We start from the raw sequence: 13,180 nt of genomic DNA, 5'->3' as shown, positions 1-13,180 counted from the left end.
AGATTACTTGGCAACAACCTTGCCCGAGGTGTCCTTGATGTCGTTCCAGGACTTGTAGATCACGTTCTTGACGGAGTCGGGCATGGGCACGTAGTCCAGATCGGCAGCAGTCTTGTCACCTTGCTTGTAGGCCCACTCGAAGAACTTCAGCGAAGTGGCGGCCTGGGCGGGCTTGTCCTGGGTCTTGTGCATCAGGATGAAGGTGGCCGAGGTGATGGGCCAGGCGCTCTTGCCGGGCTGGTTGGTCAGGATCTGGTAGAAGCTCTTGGCCCAGTCGGCACCGGCAGCGGCAGCCTTGAAGGTATCGTCGTCAGGAGAGACGAAAGCGCCGTCCTTGTTCTGCAGCTGTGTGTAGGTCAGCTTGTTCTGCTTGACATAGGCGTACTCGACATAGCCGATGGAGTTGGGCAGACGGCCCACAAAGGCGGCAACGCCTTCGTTGCCCTTGCCGCCGGCACCGGTGGGCCAGTTCACGGCCGTGCCTTCGCCGACCTTGTCCTTCCACTCGGCGTTGACCTTGGAGAGGTAGTTGGTGAAGCCGAAGGTGGTGCCGGAGCCGTCGGCGCGGCGCACGGGAGCGATGGCGGCATCAGGCAGGGCCACGCCGGGGTTCAGAGCGGCAACGGCGGGATCGTTCCACTTGGTGATCTTGCCCAGGTAGATGTCGCCCAGCACCTGGCCCGACAGCTTCAGCTGGCCGGGAGCCACGCCCTTGATGTTGACCACGGGAACAATGCCGCCGATCACGGTGGGGAACTGCAGCAGGCCCTTCTTCTGCAGCTCGTCATCGGTCAGGGGCGCATCCGAGGCGCCGAAGTCCACGGTCTTGGCATCGATCTGCTTGACGCCGGCGCTGGAGCCCACGGACTGGTAGTTGATCTTGACGCCTGTGGCCTTGTGATAGTCGGCAGCCCACTTGGAATACAGAGGAGCCGGGAAGCTCGCACCGGCACCTGTAGCTTCCTGGCTGGCGTTGGCAATACCCGCGGCAGACAGAGCACCGGCTACCAGAACGTGAATCAAGGACAACTTCATGAAACGACCTCTTAGGGTTGAAAGATTCGATGGAGTGGACTTTAAAAACCTTTTATGACAGCGTCGTGACATGAAAATTTCAAGGCGCAACCGAGTGAAAACCAGTCAATCCGGTCATGCGATTGTCATATTTCGTTCGCAAACTGCTGAGCCTTGACCTACATACTCGGTCCCCGAGTAAAAACACAGGTAACAGCTTGTCGCAAGGCCGATGCCGGGGCGCTGGCAATGTATGACATAGTCTGTCACACAGCGTGAGCACCCCTCGGCGGTGGCCCGGGCCGGCAATACCTGCAAATACCTGACTTGGCAGAGGCTGAACTCTTCCCCCTGATAGCCCGATGACGGCGCATATTGCATATTCCACTGCCCGATGCATGTGTCGTCAGCTCCCTCACGCTCATGCTCCACTCGTGCCCCAACCCGCATAACAACAACGCATTGATTGGCTCAGAAATGGCTCCAGAATCGCTGCTTGCCGCCGTAGACCTTGGCTCCAACAGTTTTCGCCTTGAAATAGGCCGCATCGGCTCGCATCAACGCATCGAGCGAGTGGAATACCTCAAGGAAACCGTGCGCCAGGGCAACGGCCTGAACTCGCGCCAGGAACTCTCGCGCGAGGCCATGGAGCGAGGCTGGGACTGCCTGGCGCGCTTCGGCGAGCGCCTCAGAGGCTTCGATGCCACGCATGTGCGCGCCGTTGCCACCCAGACCCTGCGCGAGGCACTGAACGCCGGCGAATTCGTGACGCATGGCAGCCAGCTGCTGGGCTTTCCCATCGAGGTCATTGCCGGCGAGGAAGAAGCCCGGCTGATCTATCGCGGTGTGGCCAGCTCCCTGCCGCCCAGCCAGCAAAAACGCCTGGTCATCGACATTGGCGGGCGCTCCACCGAAATCATCATCGGCCAGCACAGCCAGCCGCTGCAGGTGGCATCGTTTGCGCTGGGCAGCGTCTCCTGGAGCAGCCGCTTCTTCAGCGATGGCGCACTGAACAAGGCCAACTTTCAGGCCGCCGTCGCCGCCGCCAAGCAATGCCTGGCCCAGGCCCAGTTCGCCTATCCAGGCACCGCCTGGGACTGCGCCTACGCCTCTTCCGGCACGGCCAATGCCGTGGCCGACGCCCTCACGGCCCAGGGCCTGGACGGACAGGTGATCACCCCTGCCAAGCTGCGCCACCTCTACGAGATGCTGCTGGACATCGGCCATGTGGACCGCCTGCGCATGCCGGGCCTCAAGGAAGACCGCCGCCCCGTGGTCGCGGGCGGCATCAGCGTGATGATGGCCGTGGTCGATCTGCTGGGCATTACCGAGCTGGAAGTCGCCCAGGGCGCACTGCGCCAGGGGGCCCTGCACGACCTGCTCGACCATGAGCCTCCCGCCGACAAGGAGGCCGCAGAAATCAGCGCCCTGCAGCTGGATTTCGGCGTGGATGTCCCCCATGCCCTGCGCGTGCAGCGTATCGCCACCGAGCTGTACCAGCAGATCCTGCCCGCCGAAACGGCGGCGCAGAGCGCACAGGCCCTGACCATTGCAGCGCAGCTGCATGAGGTCGGCATGCGTGTGGCCCTGAGCAACTACCATCGCCACGGTGCCTACATCGTCGAGCATTGCGGCCTGGCCACCTGGGAGCCTGAGCTGCGCCAGCGCATCTGCCAGCTGGTGCTGGGTCACCAGGGCAAGCTGCGCAAGCTGGAGGACGCCATCGGCGAGCCCCAGCTGGCCCTGCCGCTGATGGCGCTGCGCATCGCCGTGCAGCTGTGCCACACCCGCCGCGAGCCGGACATGAAAGGCATGCAGATCAAGCGCTCGGGTTCGGAATGCAGGCTCTCCACCCCTTCGGGCTGGATGCTGACCTATCCGCAATCCGCACGCCTGCTGGAAGAGGAAGCCATGGCCTGGAGCAAGACGCCCTGGAGCCTCAAGCTGCAGCTGCGTTGACGCGGCCCGCCGTTCGGGCGCATGGCAAAGACAAAGGGACTGCGAGGCAGTCCCTTTTTTGCATTCAGCCTTCAAAAAGAGAGCTGCACGCGCCTGTCAGATAAAGATTTCAGCATGAAAAGCATCTGAAATCCTTGGCCAACAAGCGCAATCAGCTCCTTCTTTGATAACTCAGAGGCTCTTGCCGCCGTAGCGCACCATCAGCGCCTGCTGGGCACCCTTGCCCTCCAGGGGACGCTCGGGCTTCTGGTAAGCGCCCGAAGCATCCAGCGTCCAGGCATCGCGGTCATCGCCCAGATAGGCCACCAGGCACTCGTCAATCACGCGCTGGCGCAGCTTCTTGTCCAGCACCGGCCAGGCCAGCTCCACACGGCTGAGCATATTGCGATTCATCCAGTCGGCGCTGGACAGCAGCAGCTCTTCCTCCTGCCCCCAGGCAAAGTAGAAGACGCGCGAATGCTCCAGGAAACGGCCGATGATGGAGCGCACGCGGATATTGTCGGTGACGCCCGGGCGCTGGGCCGGCAGCATGCAGGAGCCGCGCACGATGAGATCGATCTGCGCGCCCTTGCGACCGGCCTCGACCAGAGCGCGGATCAGCGGCTCGTCGGTCAGCGCATTCATCTTGAGCACCATGCGCGCCTTCTCGCCCCGCGCCGCTGCGGCAGCCACCAGGCCGATCAGCTCCAGCATGCGGTTTTGCAGATGGAAGGGCGCCATGACCAGCTTTTGCAGCCTGGGCATGGTGTTGTGGCTGGAGAGGTGGCGGAACACCGCATCCATATCGGCCGTGATCTCGTCATTGCAGGTCAGCTGGCTGATGTCGGTGTACAGACGCGCGCTGCGGGCGTTGTAGTTGCCCGTGGACAGATGGGCATAGCGCTTGAGCTGGTTGTTGCGCTTTTCGCGCCGCGTGATCAGCAGCATCTTGGCGTGGGTCTTGAGGCCGACCACGCCGTACACCACCTGAACGCCCAGCGATTCCAGCTTTTCCGCCCAGTTGATGTTGGCCTCTTCGTCAAAGCGCGCCTTGAGCTCCAGCACGGCCAGCACTTCCTTGCCGCGGCTCACGGCCTCGGCCAGCAGGCTCATGATCTCGGAGTCGGTGCCCGTGCGGTAGATGGTCTGCTTGATGGCCAGCACCTGCGGGTCGTTGACGGCCTCGCGCAGCAGCTCCAGCACGCCGTCAAAGCTCTCGAAGGGCTGATGGATGATGATGTCGCTCTTGCGCATCTGGGCCAGGATGGAGCGGCCGGGCACAAGCTGGGTGGGCCATGCCGGCTTCCACTTGGGAAACAGCAGGGCCGGGTCGTCGACCAGATCGATCAGCTGCATCTGGCGCACCAGATTGACCGGTCCCTTGACGCGGAACAGCGCCTCGGCAGGCAGGCCGTATTGCTCCAGCAGCAGGTCAGAGAGCACCACGGAGCATGAGGAAGACACTTCCAGACGCACCGCCTGGCCGTAATGGCGGTGGTGCAGGCCCTGGCGCAAGGCCATGCGCAGATCCACCACATCGTCCTCATCCACGGCCAGATCGGAGTGGCGGGTGACGCGGAACTGGGAGAACTCGGACACTTCCCGGCCCGGGAACAGCTCGGCCAGATGGGCGCGCACCACGCTGGAGATGCTGACGAACAACTTTTGCTTGCCCGAAATCTTCTCGGGCAGGCGGATCAGGCGCGGCAAGGCGCGCGGCACCTTGACGATGGCCACCTCGTTGGCGCGCCCGAAGGCATCCACGCCGTTGAGGCGCACGATGAAATTAAGCGCCTTGTTGGCGACCTGCGGAAAGGGGTGCGACGGGTCCAGGCCCACTGGCATCAGCAGGGGCTGGACCTCGCGCATGAAGTACTCGCGCACCCATTTGCGCTGCGCCACGCTGCGCTCGCCGTGCGAGACCAGGCGGATCGCATGCTTGTCGAACGCAGGAATGATGGCCTGGTTGTAGAGCTGATACTGCTTGGCCACCAGGCCATGGGCCGTGGTCATCAGTCGCTCGAAGCTGGCACGCGAGTAGGTGCCCTGCTCGTCACCCACCTTGGCGGCCGAGACATGAGGGGCGCAGCGCACCTCGAACCACTCGTCGAGATTTGAGGACACGATGCACAGATAGCGCAGGCGCTCGAGCAGCGGCACATCCTCGCGCTCGGCCCAGCTCAGCACGCGCTCGTTGAAGACCAGAATGCTTTGATCGCGGTCCAGCAGCTCCAGAGTCGGCTCGATCACAGGCGGCATGGCTACCTCGTTCTTGGACGCCGCCCGGCGTCGGCGCGGCGCTTTGGCAGGGACGGAAGATGCCGCAGGGGCCGCGTCGGAAACGGCACCGGGCACCTCATGGTGCCCGGCCCCGGCGGCTTGCGCAACTGCAGGCGGCTCGCCTGCGGCGCCCTTCACGCTACCGCCCTGCTCTGCTGTTGCCGCTGCCGGCACCAGCGAGAGATGCGCCAGCCCCAGGGATGCGGGCCCCGCCTCTTGCGACTGACTGGCGGTCTGCGAGGCTGCGGCGCAATCCTGCCCTGAAGAAGAAGTGGTGGAAGCGGAAAAGAAAGAATCGGAACCAGGTACGGATTGGGACATGTGGCAGCAGCCTGCGAAAGCTTGAAGCGCCCCTGAGGGCATGTCCGCAGTCTGCCGATGGTTTATGACAATTGCATGACCAAAATATGACTGTCATCGTTGTTCATGACAGCCGCCCCTGGTTTGAACAGCGTCAGCTGGTCCTGACCACCTCGGCCAGACGCTCGGCACAGTTGCTGGCCATGTCCGCACTTCTGGCCTCGACCATGACGCGCACCAGGGGCTCGGTGCCGCTGGGGCGGATCAGCACGCGGCCGTCGCTGCCCAGCAGTTTCTCGACAGCCGCCTGCTCGCCGGGGAGCTTGGCGTTGTTTTTCCAGTCCTGTCCCGGCTGCAGGCGCACATTGATCATGACCTGGGGAAACAGCTTCACGGACTCCAGCCACTGGGCCATGGTCTTTTTGGAGCGCACGCAGGCCTGCAGCACCTGCAGCGCACTGACGAGGCCGTCGCCGGTGGTGTGCTTGTCCAGCGCCAGCAGATGGCCCGAGCTTTCGCCACCCAGCTGCCAGCCCTTGGCAGTGAGTGCTTCCAGCACATAGCGGTCTCCGACCTTGGCGCGTACAAAGCCCACGCCCTGCGCCTTGAGCGCCTGCTCCACCGCCATATTGGTCATCAGGGTTCCGGCCACGCCGCTCACCGCATCGCCGCGGGCCAGACGGTCGGCCGCCATGAGATAGAGCAGTTCGTCGCCGTTGTACAGGCGGCCCTGCGCATCGACCAGCTGCAGCCGGTCGGCATCGCCGTCCAGTGCCACGCCGTAGTCGGCATTGTTGGCACGCACGGCCCTGACCAGCGCCTCGGGATGGGTCGCACCCACGCCCTCGTTGATGTTGAGGCCATCCGGAGAGCAGCCGATCTCCACCACGCTGGCACCGAGCTCATGAAAGACCTTGGGTGCGATCTGATAGGCCGCGCCATGGGCCGCGTCCACCACGATCTTCAGACCGCGCAGCGACAGGCTGTGATCGAAGGTGCTTTTGCAGAACTCGATGTAGCGGCCGGCGGCATCGGCCAGGCGCCGTGCCTTGCCCAGAGAGGCGGAGTCCACCCAGACGGGGTCTTCCTTGAGGGCGGCCTCAACATCCTCTTCCCAGGAATCGGGCAGCTTGGTGCCCTCGGCGCTGAAGAACTTGATGCCGTTGTCGTAGAACGGGTTGTGGCTGGCGCTGATGACCACGCCCAGGCTGGCGCGCTGGGCACGCGTCAGATAGGCCACGCCCGGTGTCGGCAGGGGGCCAAGCAGCATGACATCGACACCGGCAGAGTTGAAGCCCGATTCGAGTGCGCTTTCAAGCATATAGCCGGAGATGCGGGTGTCCTTGCCGATCAGCACCAGAGGACGCTCTTGCGTACGACGCAGCACGCGCCCGACGGCATGCGCCAGGCGCAGGGCAAAGTCAGGCGTGATGGGCGACTTGCCCACCGTGCCGCGAATCCCGTCAGTGCCGAAGTACTGTCTTGCCATAGTCTTGTTGTCCTTTTTAGATTCAATACTCTGTCATCAGGCCTGCAGTGCTTGCGCATCATGCATGGCCTGCCAGACTGCCAGCGCGGCCACCGTGTCCTTCACGTCGTGGACACGCACAATTCTGGCCCCTCGCTCGACCGCCAGCAATGCCGCCGCCACACTGGGCACCATGCGCTGATCCACGGGCAGGCCGCTGACCTGCCCCAGAGAACCTTTGCGCGACCAGCCTGCCAGCAGCGGGAAGTCTAGGCCCAGCAGCTCACGCTGATGTGCAAGCAAGGCAAAATTTTGTACCACGCTCTTGCCAAAGCCAATACCGTAGTCCCAGGCGATGCGCGAGCGTGCAACGCCTGCGTCGAGCAAAGGCTGCGTCGCCTGCAGCAGAAAGTCACGCACCTGCGCCACGGCGTTGCCCTGCATATGCTCCAGATGCATGTCCTGCGGGGTCTTGTGCATATGCATCAGGCACACCCCGCAGCTGCCGTGCCGGCTCACCACTTCGAAGGCGCCGGGCTGACGCAGCGCCCAGATGTCATTGATGATGTCGGCCCCGAGATCCAGGGCTGCCGCCATGACTTCGGGCTTGTAGGTATCGATGGAGATGGGCACATCGAGCTTGACGGCCTCGCGCAGCACGGGCAGAACACGCGCCAGCTCGTCCTCCAGGCTGACTGCAGGTGAGCCCGGCCTGGTGGACTCGCCGCCTATGTCCAGAATATGCGCGCCCTGTGCTAGCAACAGCTCGGCATGGGCCATGGCCTGGGATACCCCGGCATGCTTGCCGCCGTCAGAAAAGGAATCCGGGGTCACATTCACGATGCCCATGACCTGGGGCTTGTCGAGCTGCACGAGAAAACGCGAGGTTTGCCACTGTTGCGACATAGATCTTCCGATATCTGAGAGTACAAAAACAAAAGGCCCCTGAGGGACCTTTTGCAGCGGAGACTTGGCGCTTAAGCCGTAGTCGGTGAAGGCTCGGCATTCGATGCGGGATTGCCTCCGGAGGAGTTGCCGCCATCCGACGAGGGCGGATTGCGAGGCGTCCAGTCCTTGGGAGGACGAGGCTCCTTGCCGGCCATGATGTCGTTGAGCTGTTCGGCGTCGATCGTTTCCCAGTCCAGCATGGCCTTGGCCATGGCGTGCATCTTGTCGCTGTTGTCTTCGATCAGCTTGCGCGCCAGCGCATATTGCTCGTCGATGATGCGACGCACTTCATCGTCCACCTTCTGCATGGTGGACTCGGACAGATTGGAGCCCCGGCTGAAGGTACGACCCAGGAAGGGCTCGCCTTCCTGCTCGGAGTAGACCATGGTGCCCAGCGCATCGCTCATGCCGTAGCGCGTCACCATGTCGCGGGCGATCTGGGTCGCACGCTCGAAGTCGTTCGAAGCACCAGTCGTCATCTGGTTCATGAACACTTCTTCGGCGATACGTCCGCCAAACAGCATGGCGATCTGGTTGAGCATGTACTCCTTGTCGTAGGAGTAGCGGTCCTTCTCGGGCAGGCTCATGGTCACGCCCAGCGCACGGCCGCGCGGGATGATGGTGACCTTGTGCACAGGATCGCACTTGGGCAGCAGCTTGCCTATCAAGGCATGGCCGGCTTCATGGTAGGCCGTGTTGCGGCGCTCTTCCTCGGGCATGACCATGGTCTTGCGCTCGGGGCCCATGATGATCTTGTCCTTGGCCTTCTCGAAATCCTGCATCTCCACCGTGCGCGCATTGCGGCGAGCCGCCATCAGAGCTGCTTCGTTGCAAAGATTGGCCAGATCGGCACCCGACATGCCGGGCGTGCCGCGCGCGATGATGGCGGGGTTCACGTCCTGGCCCACGGGGATCTTGCGCATGTGCACATTGAGAATCTGCTCGCGGCCGCGGATATCGGGCAGCGTCACATAGACCTGGCGGTCGAAACGACCGGGACGCAGCAAGGCGGCATCCAGGATGTCGGGGCGGTTGGTTGCAGCCACCACGATCACGCCGAGATTGGTCTCGAAACCGTCCATCTCGACCAGCATCTGGTTCAGAGTCTGCTCGCGCTCATCGTTGCCGCCGCCCATGCCGGCGCCACGCTGGCGACCGACGGCGTCGATTTCGTCGATGAAGATGATGCAGGGTGCATTCTTCTTGGCGTTTTCGAACATGTCGCGCACGCGGGCCGCGCCCACGCCAACGAACATTTCAACGAAGTCGGAACCCGAGATCGAGAAGAAAGGCACCTTGGCTTCGCCCGCAATCGACTTGGCCAGCAGCGTCTTGCCGGTGCCGGGAGGGCCGACCAGCAGCAGACCACGGGGAATACGACCGCCGAGCTTCTGGAACTTGTTGGGGTCCTTAAGGAAGTCCACGACTTCCTTGACCTCTTCCTTTGCCTCATCGGCACCAGCCACGTCGGCAAAGGTGACGGTGTTGCTGTTCTCGTCGAGCATGCGTGCCTTGGACTTGCCGAAGCTGAAGGCACCGCCCTTGCCGCCGCCCTGCATCTGGCGCATGAAGTACACCCATACGCCGATCAACAGCAGCATGGGGCCCCAGCTCACGAGCAGCGTCATGAGCAGCGAGCCTTCTTCACGTGGCTTGACGTCGAACTTGACGTTGTTGTTGATCAGGTCGCCCACCAGGCCACGATCCAGATAGGTGGCTGTAGTGCGGATCTTGCGATCATCGGTGGTGGTGGCTACGACCTCGGTACCGCCGGCACCTTCCTGAATGGTGGCGCTCTTGATACGGTTGTTGCGCACTTGCTCCAGGAATTCCGAGTAGCCAACATGAGAGGCACCGCCAGCACCTCGGGTGTCAAACTGTTTGAACACCGTAAACAGCACCATGGCGATGACCAGCCAGACGGCGACTTTTGAAAACCACTGATTGTTCAAGCGGGGCTCCAATGGAATATTCAGACGTAAAGGCCCGGAGGGGACTCCAGACCTAGTTGAGGTTCATTTTAGGTGTTTCAAGCGCCCAGGACGCCTATTTCCCCCTATAGCGGCCATAGGCAAGCTATGGTCCGACAGGCAATCGGCTCTAAGCCTGTGTTTTATCAGGGCTTTGCGCTATCAGTTTCACTGACTTGCTGCAGCAAGGCATGAGGTCAAATGCCCCTATGCAAGCCGGCAACTGCATCAGGAGCCCTGCTTCAGCCCCATCCCCACCAGGAAAATCTCGGCAGACCGGTCGCGCGAGGCCTTGGGCTTGATGGGCTTGACCACCTTGAAGGTCTGCTTGAACAGATCCACCAGCTCGTTGTAGCCGCTGCCGTGGAAAAGCTTGACCACCAACGCGCCCTCGGGCTTCATGTTGTTGATCGCGAAATCGACGGCCATCTCGATGAGCACCGCGACCCGCGCCCCGTCCGTGGCGCCATGGCCTGACAGATTGGGCGCCATGTCCGAGACCACCACGTCGGCCTTGCCGCCGCCCATGGCTTCTTCCAGCTGCGCCAGCACTGCCTCTTCGCGGAAGTCGCCCTGGATGTAATGCACGCCCTCGATGGGCTCCATGGGCAACAGGTCCAGCGAGATGATGCGGCCGTTGAGCTCGCCCACGGCCGCACCGCTGGGCGAGAGACGACGACGCACATACTGGCTCCAGGCGCCGGGCGCGCAGCCCAGGTCCACCACGGTGTGACCGGGCTGAATCAGCTTCAGCGACTCGTCAATTTCCTTGAGCTTGTAGGCCGCGCGGGCACGATAACCGTCCTTCTGGGCGGCTTTCACATACGGGTCATTGATGTGATCGTGCAGCCAATTCTTATTGACCTTCTTGCTTTTGGTTTTGGTTTTCATGCCTGAATTCTCGCAGCCTTGATAATACGGGTATGCCCCAAATTGAATTAACTCCCGCGCAGCGCCGGGAACACCGCGCCGAAGCCCACCATCTGGACCCCGTCGTCCTCATCGGTGGCGATGGTCTGACCACTGCCGTTCAGAAGGAAGTGGACGCCGCACTCAATGCCCATGGTCTGATCAAGGTCCGCGTTTTCGGCGACGATCGTGCAGCCCGCGAGCAGATCTATCAACAACTTTGCGACGAGCTGAACGCCGCGCCCATCCAGCACATCGGCAAGCTGCTGGTGCTGTGGCGCCCGATTCCCGAAAAGGAAAAGGCCTTTGACGAAGACCGCATGCCCGGTCCTCGCGACGTCAAGGTGCTCAAGTTCGGCCGCGCCGGACAGAAGCCCGAAGTCAAGCAACTGCGCGTGCTCGGCAACCAGCGCCTGACCGCCGGCGGCACCATCAAGCGCGCCAAGCCCAAGCAGAAGTCGGTCAAGAAAGGCCGTCAGGACTGATCTGCCGATCAGCCCCGTCTGCCCGTCCATCCGCCTTATTTCCTCGCCGAGACCGCCAACCCATGGTTCAGACCACACAGCAGCCGCGCCATATTCTTTGCATGAAATGGGGCACCAAATACGGCCCGGAGTACGTCAACCGACTCTATGCCATGGTGCGCCGCCATCTCAGCGGAGATTTTCGCTTTGTCTGCCTGACCGACAGCACAGAGGGGATTCGCTCCGAAGTGGAGTGCTTTCCCATTCCCGACCTGAACATTCATCTGGCTCCCGGCCAGCGTGATGGCGCCTGGAAGAAGCTGACCACCTTCGAGCGCGACCTGCATGGCCTCAAGGGTCAGGCGCTGTTCCTGGACCTGGATGTGGTGATCGTGGGCAGCCTCGACGAGTTCTTCACGCTGCCTGGCGAGTTCCGCATCATTCACGACTATCCGCGCTTCTGGCGCTTCGGTGAGCGCATTGTCGGCAACTCCTCGGTCTACCGCTTCGAGCTGGGTGCCCATGCCGATGTGCTGGAGCATTTCCGTGCGCACACCGAAGAAATGCGTGCCAAGTACCGCAACGAGCAGGAGTACCTGTCGCACTTTCTGCACAAGCAGGGCAAGCTGGACTACTGGCCTGCCGCCTGGTGCCCCAGCTTCAAGTACTACTGCATTCCGACCTGGCCCAGCAATTACTGGAAGGAGCCGCTGCCGCCCGTCGATGCGCGCATCGTGATCTTCCACGGCGAAGTGAACCCGCCCGACGCCCTGGAAGGCCGTCGCAACAAGCGCTTTCGCCATATCGAGCCGGCCAGGTGGATCGAGAAGGCCTGGGGCTGAAGGACGGCTGCAGTTGCAGCCTCAAAAACAAAAGGCGTTGACCGCGAGGTTCAACGCCTTTTTTGTGCCCGCCTGAGCGATGGATCAGCGCGAGCCCGGCATGCCGGGCTTGCTCGGCCTTGTCAGCGATACTTGGCATCGACCAGCGGATGCCCCTTCATGCGCGAGAGAATCGACAGCGGGCTGGCCGCCGGGTTGTATTCGCTGCCGGGCGGCAGGAACAAGGTCTGCTCCAGCATGTACTGCCCCGACATGACGGCATGCACGGCCTGATCGGAAAAGCACACCCAGGAGGAACCTGCCGCGAAAGGCACGGTCTCCTGCGGCGCGTTCTTCTGGTAGTCGGCGTCGCCCTTCATGCCATCGTGCAGCTGCAGCATCAGATGATCGTATTCGCTGCGATAGGACTTGGTCACATGCAGCAACTCCAGCGCCTTGGCCTGCCAGGCGCTGTAGGGCTTGGCACGCGGCACGAAACGCTTGGCCACATCGGTGAAGGGCTCGCCCACGCGCCAGACGCGCGGCTGGCCATCCGGGTTGACATTGGTGAACACGCGCAGAATGCGCTCGCCATAGTTGGGCCGCGAAGGAAAGGCATCCACATGCATGCGCTTGTCGTCGGCACGCCAGGACTGCGCCCGCGTTTCCACCTGCGAAGGGCGATAGCTGGTGGGCGCCATGCGCACCAGCGGCATATAGGCGGGAAACAGCCCTGCGATCAGCGCCGTGGCCTGCTCGCGAAAGCGTCCGACCATGGCCGCCACCTGGGCCTGCGTGGCCTCGTCGCCCGCCACGCCCTTGATCGAGCCATCCACGTTGAGGCTGATATTGCGCGTCTTGGGATCGCGCACATCGGGGCGCAGCAGGGTTTTTTCCTGCTCGGAGAGCTGAAAGCTCAGCTGCGGAAAGTACAGCACCTTGCCTGCCTCGACGGCAGCAGTCCATTCATCGCGCCCCTGGACCTTGTTCCAGTCGGTCGCGTCGATTTTTACGATTTGAGATTCCATGGCTTCGGCAGTGTACTCCCCGCAGCTGGCGCGGGCTTGC

At 62.6% G+C, this 13,180-nt stretch carries 10 protein-coding genes; 3 read left to right on the top strand and 7 right to left on the bottom strand.

Annotation, left to right across the window (positions count from 1 at the left end; all coding sequences use genetic code 11):
* Window positions 1-3: 3 nt before the first annotated feature.
* Window positions 4-1,035 carry a phosphate ABC transporter substrate-binding protein PstS gene (pstS, locus tag DJFAAGMI_RS20385; RefSeq protein ID WP_211458707.1) on the bottom strand — a complete coding sequence of 344 codons (1,032 nt, stop codon included), beginning with the start codon at window positions 1,033-1,035 and terminating at the stop codon, window positions 4-6.
* 456 nt (window positions 1,036-1,491) lie between these two features.
* Between pstS and DJFAAGMI_RS20380 the strand changes: the two genes are divergently transcribed.
* A complete protein-coding gene (locus tag DJFAAGMI_RS20380) occupies window positions 1,492-2,973 on the top strand; it encodes a Ppx/GppA phosphatase family protein (protein ID WP_211458705.1) in 1,482 nt (493 codons plus the stop codon).
* Window positions 2,974-3,144: 171 nt separating this feature from the next.
* On the opposite strand, the gene ppk1 is transcribed toward DJFAAGMI_RS20380, so the two are convergent.
* The 5 genes from ppk1 to DJFAAGMI_RS20355 all read right to left on the bottom strand — a co-directional run bounded on the left by ppk1 (window position 3,145) and on the right by DJFAAGMI_RS20355 (window position 10,809).
* A complete protein-coding gene (gene ppk1 / locus DJFAAGMI_RS20375; RefSeq protein WP_211458814.1) occupies window positions 3,145-5,211 on the bottom strand; it encodes a polyphosphate kinase 1 in 2,067 nt (688 codons plus the stop codon).
* Window positions 5,212-5,686: 475 nt separating this feature from the next.
* Window positions 5,687-7,021, bottom strand: coding sequence for a phosphoglucosamine mutase (gene glmM / locus DJFAAGMI_RS20370; protein ID WP_211458703.1), 1,335 nt, complete (start codon window positions 7,019-7,021; stop codon window positions 5,687-5,689).
* 36 nt (window positions 7,022-7,057) lie between these two features.
* Entirely contained in the window at window positions 7,058-7,906 is an 849-nt protein-coding gene (folP, locus tag DJFAAGMI_RS20365; protein WP_211458701.1) for a dihydropteroate synthase, read from the bottom strand.
* Between the two features lie 71 nt (window positions 7,907-7,977).
* A complete protein-coding gene (ftsH, locus tag DJFAAGMI_RS20360; protein ID WP_003067340.1) occupies window positions 7,978-9,900 on the bottom strand; it encodes an ATP-dependent zinc metalloprotease FtsH in 1,923 nt (640 codons plus the stop codon).
* 246 nt (window positions 9,901-10,146) lie between these two features.
* The gene (locus DJFAAGMI_RS20355; RefSeq protein ID WP_003053442.1) at window positions 10,147-10,809 is read right to left on the bottom strand and encodes an RlmE family RNA methyltransferase; all 663 of its coding nucleotides are present in this window, start codon (window positions 10,807-10,809) and stop codon (window positions 10,147-10,149) included.
* Between the two features lie 32 nt (window positions 10,810-10,841).
* Here DJFAAGMI_RS20355 and DJFAAGMI_RS20350 point away from each other — a divergent pair, with 32 nt between their 5' ends.
* Together DJFAAGMI_RS20350 and DJFAAGMI_RS20345 are read left to right on the top strand one after the other, a co-directional pair.
* A complete protein-coding gene (locus DJFAAGMI_RS20350) occupies window positions 10,842-11,312 on the top strand; it encodes a YhbY family RNA-binding protein (RefSeq protein ID WP_003067342.1) in 471 nt (156 codons plus the stop codon).
* Window positions 11,313-11,374: 62 nt separating this feature from the next.
* Window positions 11,375-12,133, top strand: coding sequence for a glycosyltransferase (locus DJFAAGMI_RS20345; protein WP_211458699.1), 759 nt, complete (start codon window positions 11,375-11,377; stop codon window positions 12,131-12,133).
* A gap of 122 nt (window positions 12,134-12,255) precedes the next feature.
* Here DJFAAGMI_RS20345 and DJFAAGMI_RS20340 read toward each other — a convergent pair whose 3' ends face one another.
* Window positions 12,256-13,140: a Kdo hydroxylase KdoO gene (locus DJFAAGMI_RS20340; RefSeq protein ID WP_211458697.1), complete on the bottom strand. Its 885-nt coding sequence runs from the start codon at window positions 13,138-13,140 to the stop codon at window positions 12,256-12,258.
* Between the last annotated feature and the right edge of the window lie 40 nt (window positions 13,141-13,180).

Origin of the sequence: Comamonas brasiliensis, assembly GCF_018292285.1 — a bacterium.
GTDB lineage: Bacteria > Pseudomonadota > Gammaproteobacteria > Burkholderiales > Burkholderiaceae_C > Comamonas > Comamonas brasiliensis.
This window is presented reverse-complemented; position numbering and strand designations above follow the sequence as displayed.